Source organism: bacterium (assembly GCA_035691305.1).
In the GTDB taxonomy this organism is placed as follows: domain Bacteria; phylum Sysuimicrobiota; class Sysuimicrobiia; order Sysuimicrobiales; family Segetimicrobiaceae; genus DASSJF01.
The window spans coordinates 1-21,747 of record DASSJF010000019.1 but is presented as its reverse complement, the minus strand read 5'-3'; the positions used below and the strand labels follow the sequence as shown (position 1 = coordinate 21,747).

15 protein-coding genes and 1 pseudogene are annotated in these 21,747 nt (G+C 70.8%); all 16 read left to right on the top strand.

All coding sequences use genetic code 11. From position 1 onward, the window contains the following. The first annotated feature begins 19 nt into the window (after positions 1-19). Positions 20-1,645: a hypothetical protein gene (locus VFL28_03535; protein ID HET7263715.1), complete on the top strand. Its 1,626-nt coding sequence runs from the start codon at positions 20-22 to the stop codon at positions 1,643-1,645. 40 nt (positions 1,646-1,685) lie between these two features. Then, a complete protein-coding gene (locus VFL28_03530) occupies positions 1,686-2,204 on the top strand; it encodes a DUF192 domain-containing protein (GenBank protein ID HET7263714.1) in 519 nt (172 codons plus the stop codon). A 142-nt stretch (positions 2,205-2,346) separates the two neighbouring features. Next, positions 2,347-4,713, top strand: a complete 2,367-nt coding sequence (locus VFL28_03525) for a sodium-translocating pyrophosphatase (protein ID HET7263713.1) — start codon at positions 2,347-2,349, stop codon at positions 4,711-4,713. Continuing rightward, complete coding sequence (locus VFL28_03520; GenBank protein ID HET7263712.1) at positions 4,710-6,362, top strand: GAF domain-containing protein; 1,653 nt, start codon at positions 4,710-4,712, stop codon at positions 6,360-6,362. The genes VFL28_03525 and VFL28_03520 overlap by 4 nt, the downstream gene beginning before the upstream one ends. A 1-nt stretch (position 6,363) precedes the next feature. After that, a pseudogene (locus tag VFL28_03515) lies at positions 6,364-6,930 on the top strand (response regulator). Between the two features lie 1,243 nt (positions 6,931-8,173). Continuing rightward, entirely contained in the window at positions 8,174-8,638 is a 465-nt protein-coding gene (locus VFL28_03510; GenBank protein ID HET7263711.1) for an SRPBCC domain-containing protein, read from the top strand. Between the two features lie 196 nt (positions 8,639-8,834). Next, on the top strand, positions 8,835-9,164 hold the full coding sequence (locus tag VFL28_03505; GenBank protein HET7263710.1) for a VOC family protein: 330 nt from the start codon (positions 8,835-8,837) through the stop codon (positions 9,162-9,164). Between the two features lie 235 nt (positions 9,165-9,399). Continuing rightward, complete coding sequence (glnA, locus tag VFL28_03500) at positions 9,400-10,839, top strand: type I glutamate--ammonia ligase (GenBank protein HET7263709.1); 1,440 nt, start codon at positions 9,400-9,402, stop codon at positions 10,837-10,839. Positions 10,840-10,998: 159 nt separating this feature from the next. Then, a complete protein-coding gene (locus tag VFL28_03495) occupies positions 10,999-12,573 on the top strand; it encodes an ABC transporter substrate-binding protein (protein ID HET7263708.1) in 1,575 nt (524 codons plus the stop codon). Positions 12,574-12,625: 52 nt separating this feature from the next. After that, positions 12,626-13,570 carry an ABC transporter permease gene (locus tag VFL28_03490; protein HET7263707.1) on the top strand — a complete coding sequence of 315 codons (945 nt, stop codon included), beginning with the start codon at positions 12,626-12,628 and terminating at the stop codon, positions 13,568-13,570. Continuing rightward, on the top strand, positions 13,567-14,391 hold the full coding sequence (locus tag VFL28_03485; GenBank protein HET7263706.1) for an ABC transporter permease: 825 nt from the start codon (positions 13,567-13,569) through the stop codon (positions 14,389-14,391). Before VFL28_03490 ends, VFL28_03485 begins: the two co-directional genes overlap by 4 nt. Positions 14,392-14,403: 12 nt before the next feature. Next, the gene (locus VFL28_03480; protein HET7263705.1) at positions 14,404-15,195 is read left to right on the top strand and encodes a serine hydrolase; all 792 of its coding nucleotides are present in this window, start codon (positions 14,404-14,406) and stop codon (positions 15,193-15,195) included. Further along, the gene (locus tag VFL28_03475) at positions 15,192-15,854 is read left to right on the top strand and encodes a LysE family translocator (protein HET7263704.1); all 663 of its coding nucleotides are present in this window, start codon (positions 15,192-15,194) and stop codon (positions 15,852-15,854) included. The genes VFL28_03480 and VFL28_03475 overlap by 4 nt, the downstream gene beginning before the upstream one ends. A 24-nt stretch (positions 15,855-15,878) precedes the next feature. After that, a complete protein-coding gene (locus VFL28_03470; protein ID HET7263703.1) occupies positions 15,879-17,654 on the top strand; it encodes an NAD+ synthase in 1,776 nt (591 codons plus the stop codon). A 73-nt stretch (positions 17,655-17,727) separates the two neighbouring features. Beyond that, complete coding sequence (gene mfd, locus VFL28_03465; GenBank protein HET7263702.1) at positions 17,728-21,144, top strand: transcription-repair coupling factor; 3,417 nt, start codon at positions 17,728-17,730, stop codon at positions 21,142-21,144. Beyond that, a partial coding sequence (locus VFL28_03460) for a MazG family protein (GenBank protein HET7263701.1) occupies positions 21,141-21,747 on the top strand: 607 nt, incomplete at its 3' end. The genes mfd and VFL28_03460, both read left to right, overlap by 4 nt.

Sequence of the window (21,747 nt, the reverse complement as noted above, 5' to 3'; positions counted from 1 at the left end):
CTTACGTTAGAATGAGCGCATGGTGTACTCCGGCCGGGCGGGTGTTCTCGCGCGATTCACTGCGCCGGCGGCCTGCCTGTTCCTCGCGCTGACCCTCGCCGGCGCGGCTGGGCCGATGCGGCCCGCACAGGCCGCCGCCGTTACCCCCGAAAGCGTCCAACGCGAGCGGCTGTCCTTCCGGGGCGCCGAGGAGCCGCACACTCCGGCCGCCCTCAACCGCGTGGACGCCTACCGCTATGCGGCGGATCTGACGGCCAACCTGAACGGCCGGCCCGACACCGTGCTCGTCCTGATCCCGGGCCTCAATTCCGGACCCAACACGCTCGACCTGTTGGCCCGCGCCCTCGTCAGCCGCGACCCCACCCTCGAAGTATGGATCGCGGAACCGCGGTCCGGCATCCTGCAGGACCGCCGGGGCGTCATCGCGGCGCTCGCCGCCCGCAACCCGGATTTCGCGCTCGGCTACTACTACGGCGACCTCGCGATCGACGGACAGAGGTTCAAGGCGCTGGATCCGAAAACGGTGCCGTCGGCGGCGTACTGGGGCCTCGACCTGCACCTGCGCGACGTGCGCGTCGTGGTGACGGAGGTACGCAAGCGGTTCCCGTACGCGCGGCTGTTCCTCGGCGGCCACTCCCTTGGGGCGATGTACGCGGCGCTGTACGCCGGCTACGACTTCGGGCGCGTCCCGGGCCCGCAGCCGGTGGCGATAATCGGGGACAAGATCGCGCCCTCGCCGCAGGCCGGCTACAAGGACATCGACGGCCTCGTCCTGATCGACGGCATCCCGCTCCACCTGCCCGTCTCGTTTCAGCCGTTGCAGTACCTCGACGGCCTCGCGATCCCGCTCGTCGGGCGGGTCCCGGGCATCAACGCGCTGCTCGCCCAGGACCCCAACAAGCGGGTGAGCCCCTTTACCGACACCTCGAGCATCGCGCGGACACAGGACAGCATCCTCTTCGACACCCTCGCGGTGTACGCGTACCTGCGCCCGGACGCGCCGAGCACGATCCCGGGCTACCCGCGCAACGGCCTGTCGATCACGAACGAGGCGCTGCTCGCCGCGATCCTGTCCGACCAAATGGAGCCGGACATGTTCATTCGGGCCTCGATCGGCAGCCCGCTCGGCGTCTTCGACCGGATGCCCGATCCCGCCAACATCTCACCAAACGGACTTCTCAAGCTCTCGACCGGACGGCCGGTCCCGGGCGAGCGTCTGATCAAGTGGATCCCCTACGACCGCAGCACGCCGCGCGGTCTCGTCGACCTGCGCGCGCTGGAGGCGGCGATCTTGAGACCGGACGGCGACTTCACCGAGTGGTATATGCCGTGGCGGCTCGTGCTCGACCTCGGCCTCTCGCTGAACCTCGACACGAGCGGCGACTTCGCGCGCCGGTACGTCAGCCTGACGCAGGTGCAGTACGTGAACGTGCCGATTCTGCTGCTCGGCGCGGGGCGCGGCCTCATCCGGTCGCCGGGCCTGGCGAACTTCTACCTGAACCACATCGCCACGCCCCGCGGCCGCGTGCGCATCAAGGTCTTCCCGCAGTACTCGCATCTCGATATCGAGGACGCGGTCGACAACCTGGCGGTCGGCGAGATCTCGGACTGGCTGCCGGGGGCGGCGCGCCGGACGGGCGAATGAGACGCGGAACTTTCGCCTGTGCCGCCGCGTTGTTCGCGACATGAGGCTGCGCCGCATCCTCGCCGCGCTCGCCGCGCTCGCCGCCGCGGCGGGCGCGGTCTTGCCCGCGCGTCCCGCCGGCGCCGAGGACTGCACGGTGCCGGCGTTCCGGTACCGGCACGGGGTCGTCTCGTTCACGGAGCACGGCACGACGGCCGGCGTGCGCGTCGAGATCGCCGACACCGAGGAAGCGCGCGAGGTCGGCCTGATGTGCCGCCGCGCCCTCGATCCCGACGCCGGCATGCTGTTCATCTTCGCGGACCTGACGCGCGCGCCGTTCTGGATGAAGAACACGCTCATCCCGCTCTCGATCGCGTTTCTCGACAATCGCTGGCACGTGGTCGGCCTCGACGACATGCGCGTTGCGCCCAACCCCGCGGACCCGCCGCTCAGCGACCTGTGGGCGCCCAACAAGGCCTACCGCTACGCGCTCGAAGTGAACCAGGGGTTCTTCAAGGCGCACGGCCTCGACGACCGGGCCGTGGTGCGATTCACCCCCACCGAACCGCCTAAGCCGTAACCCGGCCTCGAAAGCCCGAAAAGCCGCGCCGGACGGCGTAAAATCGCGGATTTTCGACGTTTTTGGTCCAAAATTGCTTGAAGCGGCCCGGCTCCATTGTTATGATGAAATGCGCCGCGCACGTTTCGTTCGGGAGGCCTGAATGAGCGAATCCGCCATTACCCTGCCATCCTTCGGCGGCCTCGAGTCACTGCTGCTGTGGCTGGTCCTTGCCGCCGCGGCCGCCGCCCTCCTGTATGGATGGTGGCTCGTGGCGAGGGTCCTCCGCCGCAGCCCGGGACCGGCGTCGATGCAGAATGTCGCCGCCGCGATCCAAGAAGGCGCGCGCGCGTACCTGACGCGGCAGTTCCGGACGATGGCGCTGTTCATCGTGGCCATCACGATCGTCCTCTACATCCTGTACCGTCCGATCTACACCAATCCCGCCCTCTCCATCGGCATCGCGCTCGCGTTCTTGATGGGCTGCCTCGCGAGCTACGGCGCCGGGTCCGTCGGCATGCAGCTCGCGGTCCGCGGCAACGTCCGGACCGCGCACGCCGCGACGCGAGGTTTCCGCGAGGCGCTCGAGACGGCGTTCCAGGCCGGCACCGTCTCGGGGATGTTCACCGTCGGGCTCGGCCTGCTCGGCGCAACGATCATCTTCGTCATTTTCCGCGGGGACGCTACGCGCGTGCTGATCGGTTTCGGGTTCGGCGGGTCGCTGGTCGCGTCGTTCATGCGGATCGGCGGCGGCATCTACACGAAGGCGGCGGACGTCGGCGCCGACCTCGTCGGCAAGGTCGAAGCCGGCATCCCGGAGGACGACCCGCGCAACCCCGCGACCATCGCCGACAACGTCGGCGACAACGTCGGCGACTGCGCCGGCATGGCCGCGGACGTCTTTGAATCGTACGAGGTCACGCTTGTCGCCGCGATCATCCTCGGCGCCGGAACGCTGCTCGACCCGCACTTCCGCGCAACCTACGGCGCGGCGGCCGGCGGCTTCGCGCTCAAGCTGATCCTCTTCCCGCTGCTCGTCCAGGCGATGGGCGTCTTCGCCTCGATCATCGGCACCTGGGCCGTGCGCGCCCGCGAGACCGAGGCCGACCCGATGCGTCCGATCACGCGCGGCTTCTGGGTCGCCAGCGCGGCGTCGGTGATCGGCTTCGCCGCGGTCAACGCCTTCTATCTCACGGACCCGCGGACCGGCGCGCCCGACTGGCGTTTCACGTTCGCGACGCTCACCGGCCTCGTGCTCGCCGGCGTGATCCGCTGGCTGACCGATCAGTACACCGGCGCGAACCGCCATCCGGTCGGCGAGATGGCCTACGCCACCAAAACCGGCCCGGCCACGCTCATTCTGTCGGGCCTCGGCTTCGGCCTCGAGTCGTCGGTATGGGCGATCCTCGCGATCAGCGCAACGATCCTCGCGTCGTTCACGATCTTCCAGGGGGACGTCGCGCTCGCGGGCTACGGCATCGCGCTGGCCGGGCTCGGGCTGCTGTCGGTCACCGGCTACATCCTGGCGATGGACACGTTCGGCCCGATCGTCGACAACGCGAACGGCATTTTCGAGATGTCCCGCGTGGGCGGCGAGGAGCCGGGCCGCATCATCGCCCACCTCGACCAGGCCGGGAACACCACGAAGGCGCTCACCAAAGGCTTCGCGATCGCAACCGCGGTGATCGCCGCGACCGCGTTGTTCCGGTCGTTCGTCGACCAGGCGCAGCTGCTGCCGTCGGCGGGGGCGGTCGGCGCGGTGCTCGCGCGGGGCGGCGAGGCGATGACGGCGGCGCTCGAGCGCGTCGGCATCCAGGTCAACCTGCCCTTGGTCTTCATCGGCATGCTGATCGGCGGCGCCGTCCCGTTCCTCGTCTCCGCGTTCCTCATCCGCGCCGTCGGCCGGTCGGCGTTCGACGTGGTGGAAGAAGTCCGCCGGCAGTTCCGGACGATCCCCGGCATCATGCAGGGCACCGGCCGGCCGGACTACCAGCGCTGCGTCGATATCGTGACCCAAGCCGCGCAGCGCGAGCTGCTGTCTCCCGCCGTGGTGGCGATCTGCGCGCCGATCATGGTCGGGTTCGCGCTCGGCGCGGCGCCGCTGGGCGCCTTCCTCGCCGGGGCGATCCTCACCGGTCAGTTGATGGCGGTCTTCATGGCCAACACCGGCGGCGCCTGGGACAACGCCAAGAAGAAGATCGAGGACGGTTTCCTCGGCGGCAAGGGTACCGAGTACCACAAGGCCGGCGTCATCGGCGACACCGTCGGCGACCCGCTCAAAGACACCGCGGGCCCGGCCCTCAACCCGCTGATCAAAGTCATGAACCTCGTCAGCATCCTGGTCGCGCCCGTCGTGATCCTGCCGATCGGCTGGGGGGTGCGGGCGGCGGTCGTCGTCCTCACGCTGGCCTTGATGGCGTGGGCGGTCGCGATCAACCGGCGCAGCTCCGTTTCGCCGGCAGACATGGCCGCGGCGGAGCGGGGCGTGGCCGAGACGCCGGTCGTCTCGGCGAGGCCGCGACCGCGTTGACGGCGCAGCGCGTGGCGGCCGACGCCGAGGCGCAGCTCGCGCGCAAGGCCGAGGAGCTCTCCGCGCTGCGCGAGATCAGCCGCGCGATCGGCGCGGCGGTCGACCTCGACACCACCCTCACGCTGATTACGCGCAAGACCGCCGAGGTGATGCGGGTCGACAGCTGCTCGATCTACCTGCTCGACGCGTCCGGCGAGTACCTGGTCCTCAGGGCGACGACCGGGCTGGCGGCGGAAGCGGTGGGCCGCGCGCGCCTCCGGTACGGCGAGGGCCTCACCGGTTGGGCCGCCGAGCACGGCGAGGCGGTCGCCTCCAGCAACGCCACCGCGGACCCCCGCTTCAAGTACCTGCCGGAGACGCACGAAACGCTGTTCCAGTCGCTGCTGGCTCTGCCCCTGACGGTGACCGGGCGGGTGCTCGGCGCGGTCAACGTCCAGACGACGGGCGTCCACGCCTGGGCGGACGACGAAGTGGAGCTGCTCAGCATCATCGCCGACCTCGCCGGCGGCGCGCTGGAGAAGGCACGGCTCCACGACAGCATGCGGCGCCAGATTCTCGAGCTGCGCACCCTCGCCGAGGTGAGCGAAACGCTCACCTCGCCTCTCTACCTCGAACAGATCTTCCGGCTGCTGGTGGAAATGGCGGCGCGGGTGTTCGACGCGTCGCTGTGCACGCTGATGCTCGCGGACGGCAACGGGCTGGCCCTCGCCGCCGCCCATCCGACGGAACCCGAGGCGGCGCCGGGTCCGCGGGTCACGCTCCGGCTCGGCGAAGGCCTGCCCGGACGCGCCGCGCAGTCCGGCGAGCCGCTCAGCAGCGAGGACGCCGCCGGCGACCGGCGCGTCGCGCCGGGGGAGATGCTCGGCCGCGGCCCGGCACGCTCGGCGCTCGCGGTCCCGCTCCGGGTTCGGGACCGCACGCTCGGCGTGGTGACGGTCTACCTCGGCCGGCCGCACGTGTTTACGCCGCCGGAGACCACGATGCTCCAGACGCTGGCCAACCAGACCGCGCTCGCGATCGAGAACGCCGGCCTCGTCGTCAAGTCCGCGATGGTGCGCGAGATGCACCACCGGGTCAAGAACAACCTCCAGATGATCGCCATGCTGCTGCGCCTGCAGATGCGGGACGGGCGCGAAGTGTCCGGCCGCGAGGTGCTGACCGAGACGATCAACCGGATCCTCAGCATCGCCGCGGTGCACGAGATCCTGGCCGCCGAAGGGCTCGGGACCGTGAGCGTCCGCGAGATGCTCGACCGGGTCGTGCACACGGTGACGCAGACGATGGCGCCGCCGGGCTTCCGCTTCGACGCGCGCGTCAGCGGCGACGACGTGCATCTCCCGACGCAGCAGGCCACGTCCCTCGCGCTCGTCGTGAACGAGTTGCTGCAGAACGCGATGGAGCACGCCTTCCCCGGACGCGCGGCCGGCCAGGTCGTGATCGTGCTGATGCTCGGGCCGGAGGCGCTGCGCGTCGAGGTGCGCGACGACGGGGTCGGGCTGCCCGACGGGTTCGCGCTCGAGCGGTCGAGCGACCTCGGGCTGGAGATCGTGCGCACGCTGGTGCAGGACGATCTGAAGGGGCGCATCTGGTTCACGAACGCCGGCGGCGCGCGCGTCGTCATCACGATGCCCCGCCCGGCGGCGGCGTAGGATGCCGGACGCGCTGAAGATCCTGATCGCCGACGATGAGCCCGTGATTCGCATGGGCCTCAAGGCCATGCTGGAGGAGCACGGGTACAAGGTCGTCGCGGAGGCGCCGGACGGCGAAGAGGCCGTCGCGCTGGCGCACAAGACGTCGCCCGACCTGATCTTCATGGACATCAAGATGCCGGGGCTCGACGGCATCTCCGCGGCCGCGACGATTATGTCGCGCTCGCCGCGGCCGATCATCCTGCTCACCGCGTGGAGCGAGCGCGACCTCGTCCAGCGCGCGCAGGAGGCCGGCGTGCTCGCGTACCTCGTCAAGCCGGTGCGGGAGGCCGAGCTGGTGCCGGCGATCGAGATCGCGATGGCCCGCTTCGCCGAGCTGCGGACGCTGCAGGCGGAGGTCGGCAACCTCAAGGACACCCTGGAGACCCGCAAGCTCGTGGAGCGCGCCAAGGGCATCCTGATGTCGCGGGAAGGCATCGACGAACAGGAGGCCTTCCAGCGCATCCAACGCCAGAGCCGCAACACCCGGACGCCGATGCGGGAGATCGCGCGCGCGATCCTGGTCTCCGACGAGCTGCGGCGCACGGTGCCCTCGCAGCCCGCGACCCGCATCGTCATCCGCACGCCCGCCGACCTCCTGCGGGTCCTGTCCGGCATCCGGATCGTGCCGGGCGGCTCGGCCGAGACCGATATCATGGGCTCCGGACTCGAGCCGCTCGGGTACCTGCGCCTGGGGCCGGGAGCGGAAGTGACCGTCGAAGGGTACGTCACCGGCCGGACGGCCGAAGGCGCGTACGGGCTCGGCATCATATTCGGTCTCGCGCCGTCGCCGGGCGAGCGTGAGGGCATCGTCGCGGCCGTCATCCAGAACGCCGTGCGGCCGGGCGCGCTCGAGGCGGGCGGAACGGCGCACAGCGCCTACGCGCAACTGCTCGACGAGATCATCACGACCCAGCAGCGCGTCACCGTCAGCGGTTTTCTCCGCATTCTGCCCGACCACGCGTCGGCGGACCATCCCGACCTGCCGCACCTCTTGGAAATCCACCCGGTGCGCAGCGTGACGACGGAGCGAGGGCTCGTCTTCCCGCCGATCGCCCTGGACGCGCCCGGCGGCGAGGAGTGGACGCAGATCGAGACGGTCCACCCGATGCCGTTCCCGGACTTCCAGTCGCCGACGCGCCTCGCGATCACCGGCGCGGCGCTGACGTTCCGGCACGCGCCCGCCGAGGAGACCGCCTACGTCTACATGACGGGACGCTTCTACGGCGGGCGCAGCCAGTTCGTCGAGGGCCGTCCGTTCTTGTTCGCCTTCGGCGACGCGCCCGGGCGTACTCGAGTCACCGCGGTCGCCGTCCCCGACACGCCGGCCTACGATATGGTGCGCCGGTGGCTGTCGGCCCCGCCGACCGGACCGATGACGCTCGTCGGACAGCGCACGCTGCAGATTCCGGCGCTGTTTGCGCCGGGGGGCGGGCGCATCGACGTCGTGCTCTGCCCCGTCTTCCGGATCCTGCCGGGAACCGTGAAAGGGGCCGGGGTGCCCGCGCCGACGGCGCGGTTCGAGTTGGTGCCGGTGGGCGGCGTGCCGCCCGCGCCGGCGGCGCGCACGGTCGCCGCAAAGGGCCGCCGCGCCGAGTCGCGGCGCAAGAAGGCGCGGGCGAAGGCGGCAAAGCCATCCCGGAATCCCGCCAAGCGCTCTTCGGGCCGCGCTCGCAAGAAAGCGGCGACACGCCGCGCCCCCGCGCGGGCGCGCGCCCCCGGCCGCCGCACCGCCCGCCGCCGGTAAGGTCACCGTGGACCGCGGCGCCGCGATGCAATCAACGCCCGGGGCACCCCCGGCCGTCCGCCGCGAAGCGTGGATCGCCGCGCCTCCCGACGTCGTCTTCGCATTCCTGACCGACCCCCTAAGGCGAATCCGCTGGGCCGGCGCGCAGACCGAAAGCGACCCCCGTCCGGGGGGCGCGCACCGCACCGTGATCAACGCGGGCCACGTCGTGAGCGGCGCGTACGTCGAGGTGCTCCCCAACCGCAGGGTGGTCTGCACGTGGGGCTGGGTCGACAGCCCGCGAATCCCGCCCGGGTCCAGCGCCGTCGAATTCGACCTGGCCGCCCAAGACGGCGGGACGCTGCTGTCGGTGGCCCACGCGGGGCTGCCCGACGCCGCGCGCGAAGGCCACGCCGAGGTCTGGGATCACTACCTGCCGCGGCTCGCGACGGCGGCCGCCGGGCGCGATCCGGGTCCGGATCCCTGGGGTGCGGACGCGACAGATTCGTGACACACTGGAGGGAGACTCAACGCAGCCTCCGCTCGACAGATCCGCCCAAATCGTTTTCAACAGGAGCGTGATGTAGATGGCTCAGCGCCGCTCTCGACCGGCACGAAGGACACCCAAGCGGGCGACAGGCACCCGATCGCGCACCCGGGCCTCGCGGCGCCCGCCGAAGGGACGCCGCGGCGCCGCGGGCCATCCGGTGGTGCACTGGGAGATCAACGCCCAGGACCCGAAGGCGCTGCACGCGTTCTACGGGGATCTCTTCGGCTGGAAGATCAACGCGGACAACCCGATGGGCTACGGACTCGTCACGGCCGGCGGAGACGGGATCAACGGCGGGATCGGTCCCGCCCAGGGCGGCCCGTCGCACGTGACCTTCTACGTGCGGGTCGCCGACCTCGACGCCACGCTGCGGAAAGCGGGGCAGTTGGGCGCCAGCACGGTCGTGCCGCCGACGGAGATTCCCAACATGGTCACGTTCGCCGTGTTCACGGATCCGGAGGGCAACCGCATCGGGATCATCAAGTGACCGCCGTCGACAAGATCGCTACGCTGCGCGCGCTGCTGGCAAGCCGAGGTTGATCGGGTAGGCCGAACGACAGGAAACGGCCAAAAATCTCGGTAGAGATGACGTTGACGGCGCTCTGCCCCCGTGGTATATCTTGAGGCGGTACCAAGAGGTACCGCGGGCCGGGACGCCCTCTGGGATTTCCAGAGGGCGTCTTTGTTTTTGGGCGGCACCGCATCCTCCCGGGAGGTGAGGCATGGCGGGCAAGGAGATGACGGCGCAGGACGTCGTCGCGTACATCAAGGATCGCGGGGTCAAGATGGTCGACTTCAAGTTCGTCGACGTGCCCGGCACGTGGCAGCACGCCACGATCCCCGCGAGCCAGGTGGACGAGAAGACGTTCAAACGCGGCATCGGGTTCGACGGCAGCAGCATCCGCGGCTTCCAGGCGATTGAAGAGAGCGACATGCTCCTCATGCCCGACGCGGCGACCGCCCGGCCCGATCCCTTCGCCGAGATCCCGACGCTGTCGGTGATCTGCAACATCTTCGACCCGATCAACGGCAAGCCGTACACGCGTGACCCGCGCTACGTCGCCCAGAAGGCCGAGGACTACCTCAAGGCGTCCGGCGTCGGCGACGTGAGCTACTGGGGGCCCGAAGCGGAGTTCTTCCTCTTCAGCAACGTCCAGTACGACGTCCACCCGTACCGCATGGGCTACAGCATCGACTCGCCGGAGGGGATTTGGAACTCCGGCCAGCCGGGCATGGCACACCGCATCCGCACGAAGGAAGGGTACTTCCCGGTTCCGCCCGCCGACACGCAGCTCGACATCCGCAGCGAGATGTCGCTCGAGATGGAGAAGTGGGGCATCGAGGTCGAGATGCAGCACCACGAGGTCGCGAGCTCCCAGGGCGAGATCGACATGAAGTACAACACGCTGACCCGGATGGCCGATAGCCTGCTCGCCTACAAGTACATCGTGAAGAACGTCGCACGCCGCCACGGCATGACCGCGACGTTCATGCCGAAGCCGCTCTTCGGCGACAACGGCACCGGCATGCACTGCCACCAGAGCATTTGGAAGGGCGGCCAGAACCTGTTCTACAGCGAGGGCGGCTACGCCGAGCTCAGCCAGGAGGCGCTCTACTACATCGGCGGCGTGCTGACCCACGTCGACGCGCTGCTCGGGCTCTGCGCGTGCACGACCAACTCCTACCGGCGCCTCGTGCCGCACTACGAGGCGCCGGTCAACATCGCGTTCAGCAAGCGCAACCGGAGCGCGGCAATCCGGATCCCGATGTACCACAGCGGTCCGGCCGGCGCGTCGGCGAAGCGCATCGAGTTCCGCTGCCCGGACGCGACCTGCAACCCGTACCTCGCGTTTTCGGCGATGCTGCTGGCGGGCCTCGACGGCGTCAAGCGGAAGATCGACCCCGTAAAGGCCGGCTTCGGTCCGCTCGACAAGAACACGTACGAACTGCCGCCGGACGAGGCCGCGAAGATCAAGAGCGTGCCCGGCTCGCTCGCCGCCGCGCTCGACGCGCTCGAGAACGACCATGAGTTCCTGCTGGAGGGCGACGTCTTCACGCGCGACCTCGTCGATACGTGGCTGGACTATAAGCGCACCAAGGAAGTGCACGAGGTCAACATCCGGCCGGTGCCGTACGAGTTCTTCCTCTACTACGACGTCTAACCGGTAGCGGCATGACCGGGCGCGGCACGAGGCCCGGGGCGCGCGCCCCGGGCCTCGGCCTTTAGCCGGCGACAAGGGCCTCGCGGCGCGGGACCGAACAGAAAGGTTTCGTCGCTTCGATCGACGATACGATCGGCGGCGTGAGAGGGGGATGATTGCATGGCGCAAGGCAGGCTGACACGGAGGGACTTCGTGTGCGGCGCGGCGGCGGCCGGCGCCGGCCTCGCGGCCGCCCCTTGGCTCGCCGGCGCGGCGGAGGGGGCGGCGGCCCCGGTCCGCGGCGGACGGCTCGTGGCGGGCGTGCAGGCCGAGATTCCGCACCTCGACCCGCACCGCTCTGCGCTCACGATTTCCTACGTGGCGCTCTCGCCGATGTACCAGGCGCTGACGGAGCTGGGCCCCAACCTCGAACTCCGTCCACGGCTCGCGACGTCGTGGCAGGTCTCGGGGGACGGACTGTCCTGGACGTTCAACCTGCGGCGCGGCGTCAAATTCCACAACGGGAAGGCGCTTACGTCGCGCGACGTACAGTTCAGCATCGAACGGATCCTCGACCCCAAGACCGGCGCCCGCGGCCGCGGCGACCTGAGCGCCATCACGTCGATCGCCACGCCGAACCCGAACACGGTCGTCTTCCGGCTGAAGTCGCCGTTCGGTTTCTTCCCGAACAAACTGGCTACGTCGTACCAGGCGATCATTCCGCAGGAAGCCGTCGACACGGGCAACAACGTCACAAAACCCATCGGCACCGGGCCCTTTCAGTTCGTGGAGTGGGTGACGAACGACCATCTGACGATGCGCCGCTTCGACGGCTACTGGGACGCCGGCAAACCGTACCTCGACGAGGTGGCGCTCAAGCCGATTCCGGACGAGACGGTGCGGCTCACGGCGCTGCAGACCGGCGACGTGCAGCTCATCGACTCGGTGCCGCAGGCGCGCCTGCAGGGGCTGTTCGCCCAACCGTCGCGCGACTACGTCGTCCGGCTCGTGCGCGGCGGCGGCGGCCAGGGCGTGATCGTGCTGAACACGCGCCACAAGCCGTTCGACAACGTGAAGATTCGCCAGGCGGTCGCCTACGGGATGAACAAGCGCGAGATGGTGGACGCGTCGTACCGCGGCTGGGGCGTCACCGACAACCAGAACTTCTCCCCGACCTCGCCGTGGTACCTCCCGGTCAAGGACCGCCCGTTCGACGTGGCGCACGCCAAGTCGCTTCTGGCCGAGGCCGGCATGCCGAACGGCTTCAAGATCACGATCTCGATCGCGAACGGCTACGGTCAACCGGCCGTGGCCCAGGTCTTCCAGGCCCAGATGCGGCGGATCGGCGTCGACGTGTCGATCGAAGTCTACGACGTACCGTCCTGGGCCAACCGCATCAACACCGGCAACTTCGATATCGACCTCACCGGCTTCTTCGCCAAGGTCGATCCGGATGACGCGTACTACCGCTACTCGCATTCCAACGGCGGCGTCTGGCAGCTGAGCGGCTACTTGAACGACTCCGAGCTCGACCGGCTGCTGGATGAGGGCCGGACGGAGGCCGACGTCGCGAAGGCCAAAACCACGTACACGCGGGTCGTCGAGATTCTCCAGGACCAGGCGTCCATGCTGATCTTCGGCAGCGGCCACTCCGCGTCCGGTTGGCGCTCGAACGTGCAGGGCTACGCGCCGCAGTTGATCGGCGCCCTGTCCTACGCCGGGGGCGGCCTGCAGGAGGCATGGCTGGCGAAGTAACGCGCCCGTGTGACCGGGGGAGCCGCGTCGCGGCTCCCCGTCACGCTGACCCGTGATCCGCTACCTGCGGGGCCGCCTGCTCGCCCTCGCCCTGGTCCTCGCCTTGATGTCCGTGATCGTCTTTTCGTTCGTCCATCTCATCCCGGGCGATCCGGTCGTCGCGATCCTCGGCACGGAGGTAGACCAGACGACGCAGCGGAGCCTGCGCCACGCCATGGGCCTCGACCGCCCGCTGCTCGAGCAGTACGCGGGGTGGGTCGGCGGGGCCCTGCGCGGCAACCTCGGCGAGTCGGTGCGAACGCACCAGCCGGTGTCGGTTATTCTGGGCCAGAAGCTGCCGGTCACGCTCGAACTCACCGCGGCGGCGATCATCGTCGGGCTCTGCATCGCGCTGCCGGCGGGCGTTCTGGCCGCCGTCCGCCGCAACTCGGCCCTCGACCTTGGCGCCATGGCGATCGCCCTCGGCGGCGTGTCGATTCCGTCGTTCTGGCTCGGCGTGATGCTGATCTTGCTGTTCTCGCTGCACTGGCGCGTCTTCCCGTCGATCGGGTACGTGCCGGTCGGCCGCGACCCCGGCGACGCGCTGCGGCACATGGTGCTGCCCGCGGTGACGCTCGGGCTCGGCCTCGCCGGGGCGCTGACGCGGATGGTACGCTCGGACATCCTCGAAGAGCTCGGGCGCGAGTACGTGCGCACCGCGCGGGCCAAGGGCCTGCGGTTCGCGCGCGTCATCGCCCGCCACATCCTCCGCAACGCGCTCCTGCCGACGCTTACGGTGCTTGGGGTCCAGGTGAGCGTGCTGCTCGGCGGCGCAGTCATCACCGAACAGATCTTCGCTTGGCCCGGGGTCGGCCAGCTCATCGTCCAGTCGGTGCAGAGCCGCGACTACCCCGTGCTGCAGGGCGGCATTCTCGTCGTCGCCGTACTCGCGGCCGCCGTCCAGCTGCTCGTGGATCTGGTGTACGCCGTGATGAACCCCCGGATCCGCTTCGGATGAAGCGGCGGCGGGCCCGCTTCCTCCGCCACCGCCTCGGGATCGCCGGCGCGGTCGTGGTGGCGGTAATGCTCGCAGCCGCCGCGGGGGCGCCCTGGTGGCGGACCCAGGACCCGCTCGGCATGCAGATGTCCCAGGCGCTCCAGCCCCCAACGGCGCAGCACTGGTTTGGCACCGACGAGTTCGGGCGCGACGTCTGGTCGCGGGTCGTCTACGGCACGCGGCTCTCGATCACGGTCGGCCTCGCCTCGATGCTCCTGGCCACCGCGTCGGGCGTGCCGCTCGGTGCGGCCGCGGGATATATCGGCGGGGCCTTCGACGCCCTCGTGATGCGCTGCATGGACGCGATCCTCGCGTTTCCCGGCCTGCTGCTGGCGATCGGGCTGGTCGCGGCACTCGGGTTGGGCACGGTGAGCGGCATCATCGCGATCGGCGTGGTCTACGTGCCGGTGTTCGCGCGCGTGACCCGCGGCGCGGTGCTCGTGCGCCGCCAGGAAGAGTACGTCGAGGCGGCCCGCGCGCTCGGCCAGACGGACGCCGCGATCCTGCGCCGGCACGTGCTGCCGAACTGCGTGGCGCCGGTGCTGGTGCAGGCGACCCTGGGGTTCGCAAGCGCGATCGTGATCGACGCCGGCCTCTCGTTTCTCGGGGCGGGCACGCCGCCGCCGGCGCCGGACTGGGGCACGATGCTGAACGAAGCGCGGGAGTTCATGGTCTCGGCCCCGCACGTCGCCGTGTTCCCGGGGCTCGCGATCTCGCTCGCCGTGTTGGGATTCAATCTGCTCGGGGATGGACTGCGGGACATCCTCGACCCCCGACTTTAGGGAGGCAGACCGATGAAGCCGGCCCTGATCGACGTCGTGCGCCAGGTCGCGGAGGAGACGCCGGGACGGCTCGGGTGCCACATCTGCGACCCCGGCGGGCGGGTGTTCGCGTCCCACAGGGCCGACGAGCGCTTTTCGACCGCCAGCGTGATCAAGGTCCCGATCCTCGCCGCGCTCGCGGCGGCGGTCGACCGCGGCGAGCACGGCTGGAACGAGGCGGTACGGGTCAATGCCGGCGACCGTGCCGCCGGGAGCGGCGTGATCCAGTACCTCTCGCCGCGCGGGTACACGCTGCGCGACGCCGCGACGCTCATGATCATCGTGAGCGACAACCGCGCGACGAACATGATCATCGACCTGCTGGGATTGGACCGCATCACCGAGTACTGCCGGACGTCCGGGTGGCCGGGAACGATTCTCGGCCGGCGGATGTTCGATTTCGAGGCCCGCACCCGCGGCCGCGACAACGTTTCGACGCCCCGCGAAACCGCCGATCTGCTCGCGCGGCTCCAGGCCGGGACGCTGCTGTCGGCGGCCTCCACCGAGGTGGCGCTGACGATGCTGCGCCGACAGCAGCTGCTCTACAAGCTCCCGGCGTGGCTGCCGCCCGATACCCCCGCGGCGAACAAGACCGGCAACATGACCGGCGTCGAGAACGACAGCGGCATCCTGTACCTGCCCTCCGGCCCCGTGGTGGCGTCGGTGTACATCAACGAGATCGGCGCGCCGCCCCTCGGATGGCTGGCGATCCAGCGTATCGGGCGGGCGATCGTGGAGTTTTGTGCGGCGGGCGGCGCGTCGTGACCCCGCTGATCGCGCTGATGGCATTCGTCGCCGCGGGCGGCGTCCTGATCGCGACGCCCGGCCCCGACACCGCGCTCGTCCTGCGCACCGCCGCCGTCGAGGGCGCGCGTCGCGGAGCCTATACCTCCGCGGGCATCTGCACCGGACTGCTGGTGTGGGGCCTCGCGGCGGCGCTCGGCATCAGCGCGGTACTGGCCGCTTCGCACACCGCGTACGCGGCGCTGCGCGCGGCCGGCGCGGCCTGGCTCGTCTGGCTCGGCCTCACCGTCTTCGTGCGCCGCCCGCGGATGCCGGCGGACCCCGGCGCGGCCGCGGTCTCTCCGCGCGCCGCGGGCCCGACCGGGGGCGGCGATGACCACGACCGCGTCTGGTTCTGGCGGGGCCTCTTGTCCAACGTGACCAACCCGAAGGTCGGTGTCTTCTTCATCAGCTTCCTGCCCCAGTTCGTACCGGCCGGCGTCGCCGTGGCGCCGTGGATCGCGCTGCTCGTGGCCGTGCATGTCGGGCTCAGCGTGCTCTGGCTCGGCCTCCTGATCGTCGCCACCCGCTCGGTGGGCCGGCTGCTGCGCCGTCCGGCGGTCGCCCGCGCGCTCGACCGCGTCACCGGCGCGGTGCTGATCGGCGCGGGCCTGCGGCTCGCCGCGGAGGAGGGCCGGTAGGCCCGTGTTATAATTGAAGGCGCCATGACGCCGCGATTTCGGATCGCGATGGCCCAGATCAACCCCACCGTCGGGGACTTCGAGGGCAACACGCGCAAGATCATCGAGCGCCTCGACGAGGCGCAGGCCCTCGGGGCCGACGTGGTGTCGTTCCCGGAACTGGCCGTCCCCGGCTATCCGCCCGAAGACCTGCTGATCAAAGCCGACTTCATCGAAGAAAGCTCCGCGTGCCTCCAGGAGATCGCCCGGCACGCGACCCGCAGCGCCGCGGTCGTGGGTTGCGTGGATTCGGGCGAGCACCTGTACAACGCCGCCGCGGTTCTCGCCGGCGGCCGGATCGCCGGGATGTACCGTAAGATGCGGCTCCCGAACTACGGCGTCTTCGACGAGAAGCGCTACTTCCAACCCGGCGCCGACGCGCCGGTCTTCGTCGTCCGCGGGGTACCGGTGGGCGTGACGGTGTGCGAAGATGTCTGGTCGCCCGGCGGCCCGCTGCTTGCCCAGGCGCTGGCGGGCGCCCTCGTCGCCGTCAACATCAACGGGTCGCCCTACCACATGGGCAAATGGCGGCAGCGCGAGGAGATGCTGCGGATCCGCGCGCGCGACTACGCGATCGCGATCGCCTACAACAACATGGTCGGCGGACAGGACGAACTTGTCTTCGACGGCCTGGGCTTCGTCGTCGACGCGGCCGGCAACATCCCGGCGCGGGGTCCGGCCTTCGAGGAGAGCCTGATCGTCACCGACATCGACGTCGAGGCGATCCGCACGCTGCGCCGCTACAATCCAATCCGCACGGCCGACGCGCCGGCGGACGAGGGCCTGCGGGCGCCGGTGTACACGCTCTCCACCGAACCGTCCGACCCCGCGCGCCCGGCGCTGCCCGCCGCGGCCGAGAACACGCCGCCCGATGAGGTGGAGGAAGTCTACCGCGCGCTCGTGCTCGGGACACGCGACTACGTCCGGAAGAACCGGTTCCGCGGCGTCGTCGTTGCGCTCAGCGGCGGCGTCGACTCGTCGCTGGTCGCCGCGATCGCGGTCGACGCGCTCGGCCCCGAGGCCGTGACCGGCGTGCCGATGCCGTCGCGATTCACCTCCGACGAAAGCCGGCGGTACACCGCGGCGCTCACCCAGGCGCTCGGCATCCGGACCGTCGAACTGCCGATCGAACCGATCGTCGACGCGTACGGAGCCGCGCTCGCGGACCCGTTCGCCGGCCGGGCGCCCGACGAGACCGAAGAGAATGTCCAGGCGCGAATCCGCGGCACGCTCCTCATGGCGCTGTCGAACAAGTTCGGGTGGCTCGTGCTCACGACCGGCAACAAGAGCGAGATGAGCGTCGGCTACGCGACGTTGTACGGAGACATGGCGGGCGGGTTCGCGGTCGTCAAAGACGTGCCCAAGACGCTCCTCTGGCGGCTGGCGCGCTGGCGGAACGGGCGCGGACCGAGCGAGGTGATCCCGGCCGGCGTCATCGCGCGCGCGCCAACCGCCGAACTGCGGGCGCAGCAGACCGACCAGGACACGCTGCCTCCGTACGAGGTCCTCGATCCGATCCTGCGCCTCTACGTCGAGGACGATCGCTCCGCCGAGGAGATCGCGGCGCGCGGCTTCGATCCGGCCACCGTGGCGCGCGTGATCCGCATGGTGGACGCGAGCGAATACAAGCGCCGGCAGGCGCCGCCCGGAATCAAGATCACGCCGAAGGCCTTCGGCCGCGACCGCCGACTGCCGATCACGAATTGGTACCGGGGCCGCCGAGTAACGGAGGAGGCTCGCCCCCGACCGACGCGCTCGTAAGTTCCCGCGCCGACCGCATCTTATTTGACGCGTTTTGCCGCCCTCTCGTACAATGGCGGGCGGAGGCCGCGTGATGTCCCTGTCCGGTGTGCTCCCGGTCCTGCAACGCAGACGGGAGTTTATTGTCGTTGGCGAGGCCGTCGAGGCCGGCCGCCGCCCGTGGGTCACGGGCCCGGCCGGCGCGGGAAAGGCATGCCTGCTTGCCGCGTTGATCACGCGCCTCGGCCCGCGTGTCCCCGCCTGGCTCGCCGTCGCCCCGGACCGCGATCACGCCGAGCGCCTCGCCGACGATCTCGCCGCCTTCCTCCCGGCGGACGCGCCGCCGGTGCACGTCGTCGAGGTGTGGGATCCCCCGCTCCCCGGCGAGCCGCTGTCGCTCGACGCCGAGCGCACGCGCCATCGTCTCCTCGAGTCCCTGAGCCGCGCCGATCCGGTCATCGCGGTCGCGTCGGCCGCCGGGCTCGCGGTGCCGATGCCGGATCCCCGGTGGCTCGACGCCGTCCGGGTCGATCTCCGCGCCGGGGCGCACCTCCGGTTCGAGACCGCAACGGCGCGACTCGCCGGAGGCGGCTACGAACGCGTGGACCTCGTCCACGTGCCCGGCGAGATGAGCGTCCGCGGCGGCATCCTCGACGTGTACCCTCCGGCCTACGATCATCCGGTGCGCGCGGAGTGGGTCGGAGACGAGATCGAATCCGTACGGCTCTTCGACCCCGAGACCCAGCGCACGACCCAGACGATCGAGGCGGCCATGATCCTCCCGGCACGCGGGGACACGGGGCCCGCCCCGGCGGGCCGGGACGGCGCGCCCGGCGGGACGCTGCTGCCGGCGCTCTTCGACGACGAGGCCGTCGTCGTGCTCGACGAACCGGATGAAGTGGCGCGACAGGGCGCGGCGCTGGTCAAGCAGGCGCAGGCGGCGCGCGACCACGCGGTCGAGACCGAGCAGATCCCGGAAGGCACGCCGCTCGCGGTCTTTGCGTGGGAGGACGTCGCCGCGGCGCTCGAGACCCGCCGGGGAGCGGCGATCTCCACGCTGCGGACGCCGCCGGACCCGAGCCGCTACGTCGCGGCGCCCGTGCCGTTCGGCACGGTGGAGTCGTTCGCCGGACAGGTAGAAGGCTTTGCCGAGCAGGCGCAGCGGTGGATCGCCGCGCGCCAGCGGATCGTCGTCGCCAGCCGCCAGGCCTACCGGGTGCGCGAGCTGCTGGCCGAACACGGCGTCGTCGCCGCCGAACGCGACACGCTCGACGTCCCGCCGGAGCCCGGCACGGCGGCCGTCGTCGGGCGGCCGCTGACGCAGGGCTTTACGATCGGCGATCTCGTCGTCGTGAGCGACAGCGAGATCCTGGGGTGGCGCCGGCGGCGCAGCCGGCCGCGGTGGTTCCGGGACGGCGCGCGCCTCGCCAGCTGGACCGAGCTCGTCCCCGGCGACCTGGTCGTCCACGTGCACCACGGCATCGGCGTCTACCGCGGCTTCGAGCGGCTCGCGATGGACGGCGGCGCGCGCGACTACCTGCACCTCGAATACGCGCAGGGCGACGCGCTGTACGTGCCGACCGACCAGATCGCCCTCGTCCAGCGCTACGTCGGCGTCGACGGACAGGCGCCGCAGATCAACCGCCTCGGCGGCACGGAATGGGAGCGCGAGAAGCGCCGCGTCCGCGAGCGGACCCGCGAAATGGCCCGCGAGCTGTTGGACCTCTACGCGGCGCGCGAGCGCGCCGGCGGCCACGCCTTCGGCTCCGACACGCCGTGGCAGCGCGAGATGGAGGAAACGTTCCTCTACGAGGAAACGCCGGACCAGCGCAGGGCGATCGAGGACGTGAAGCGGGACATGGAGTCCGGGCGCCCGATGGACCGCCTGGTCGCGGGCGACGTCGGCTACGGCAAGACGGAAGTGGCGCTGCGCGCCGCCTTCAAGGCGGTGATGGACGGCCGCCAGGTCGTGGTGCTCGTTCCGACGACGCTGCTCGCACAGCAGCACCACTCGGTGTTCCACGAGCGCTTCGCGCCCTTCCCCGTTCGCGTCGAGATGCTGAGCCGCTTCCGGTCGCCGGCGGAGCGGAAGGCGGTGCTGGAGGGCCTTCGCGACGGAACGATCGACGTCGTCATCGGGACGCACGCGCTGCTCAACAAGAACGTGATGTTCCGCTCCCTCGGGCTCGTCGTGGTCGACGAGGAGCAGCGGTTCGGCGTCCGCCATAAGGAGCGCCTCAAGCAGCTGCGCACCCAGGTCGACGTGCTGACGCTGACCGCGACGCCGATCCCGCGCACGCTGCACATGTCGCTCGCCGGTCTGCGGGACCTGTCCGTGATGGAGACTCCGCCGGAGGCCCGGCAGCCGATCCGCACCTTCATCCACGAGGACGATCCCGCGGTCGTCGCCGACGCGATCCGGCGCGAACTGGCCCGCGACGGCCAAGTCTACGTCGTGCACAACCGGGTCGAGACGATCGACCGCGCCGCAGAGCGGATCCGCCGGCTGGTGCCGGAGGCGCGGGTGGTGGTGGCGCACGGCCAGATGCCGGAGACGCAGCTCGAGCGGATCATGCTCGAGTTCCTCGGCGGCCGGGCGGACGTGCTCGTGTGCACGACGATCGTCGAAATCGGCCTCGACATCCCGCGGGTCAACACGATCTTGATCGAGAACGCCCACCTCCTGGGGCTCGCGCAACTCTACCAGCTGCGGGGCCGCGTCGGCCGCGCGGACCGCCAGGCCTACGCGTACCTGCTGCATCCCCGCGAGGCGCGTCTCACGCCCGAGGCCGAGCAGCGCCTCGTTGCGATGCGGGAGTTCGTGGAGCTCGGTTCCGGGATGCGGCTCGCGATGCGGGATCTCGAGATCCGCGGCGCCGGCAACATCCTCGGTTCCGAGCAGCACGGGCACCTCGCCGCGGTCGGGTTCGATCTGTACATGCGACTCTTGGACGAGGCGATCCGCGAGCTGCGCGGCGAGATCGTCGAGGAGACGCCCGACCCGACCGTCGACCTCGGCGTCCCGGCCTACCTCCCGGAGCCGTACGTGGACGTGCCGGCGCAGCGCATCGCGGCGTACCGGCGACTCGCGGAGGCGCGCACCCCCGAGGACGCCGCGGCGGCGATGGACGAGCTGCGCGACCGCTACGGCCCGCCGCCGGAGCCCGCGCAGCGCCTCGGCGACATCATCCGCCTGCGGGCGCTCGCACGCGGCGCGGGAGTCGCGGCGGTCTCGCGCGGCGCGGGCGGAGTCCTCCTGCGCCTCCTGAACCCGGCCGCCGCCGGCCCGCGCGTGCACACGCGGATCGCGCAGTCACGCGGCCGCCTGCGGTGGACCGCGGAAGGCATCGTCATTCCCACGGCGGGCCGCGACGATGCAACCCTGCTCCAGACGGTCGCGCGCTTCGTGGAGTGGCTGGCCGCGGAGACGCGGCACGGCTCGGACGCGCCGGCGGAACCCGTCGGCTCGTCTCCGGCGCCCGCGGCGGCGGTGCGCGGGGTGAGGCAATGAGCGCGCGGCGCCCCGATTTCTCGGATCTGGTTGCGACGATGGCGCGGCTGCGGGCCCCCGGCGGCTGCCCGTGGGACCGCGCGCAGACGCCGGCGTCGCTCCGGCCGTTTCTTCTCGAGGAAGCCTACGAGACGCTCGAGGCGATCGACAGCGGCGCGCCCGCGCGGTTGAAAGAAGAACTCGGCGACTTGCTGCTGCAGGTGGTCTTCCACGCCGAAATCGCCGCGGAGCGCGGGGCCTTCACGATCGACGACATCGTCGCCGGGCTGGTCGAGAAGTTGATCCGCCGCCATCCCCACGTTTTCGGCGGCGCGACCGCGGCCACACCCGACGCCGTCGTGACGCGGTGGGAGGCGATCAAGCAGGCGGAGCGCGCCGGCGCGCGCGCGGCCGGCGAGCCCGACGCGGACACGGCGGGGGAATCCGGGGACGTGGAGCCCGGCGCTCTGGCCGGACTGGCTCGAACGCTCCCCGCGCTGATGCTCGTGCAGCAGATCCTGGTGCGCGCCGGACGCGCCGGCCTCAGCCCGCCCGACGGCCTCACCCGCGACGCCGCGGGCGCGGACGGCGGCGGGCCGAAGGACGCCGGCGCGCGCGCCGCGG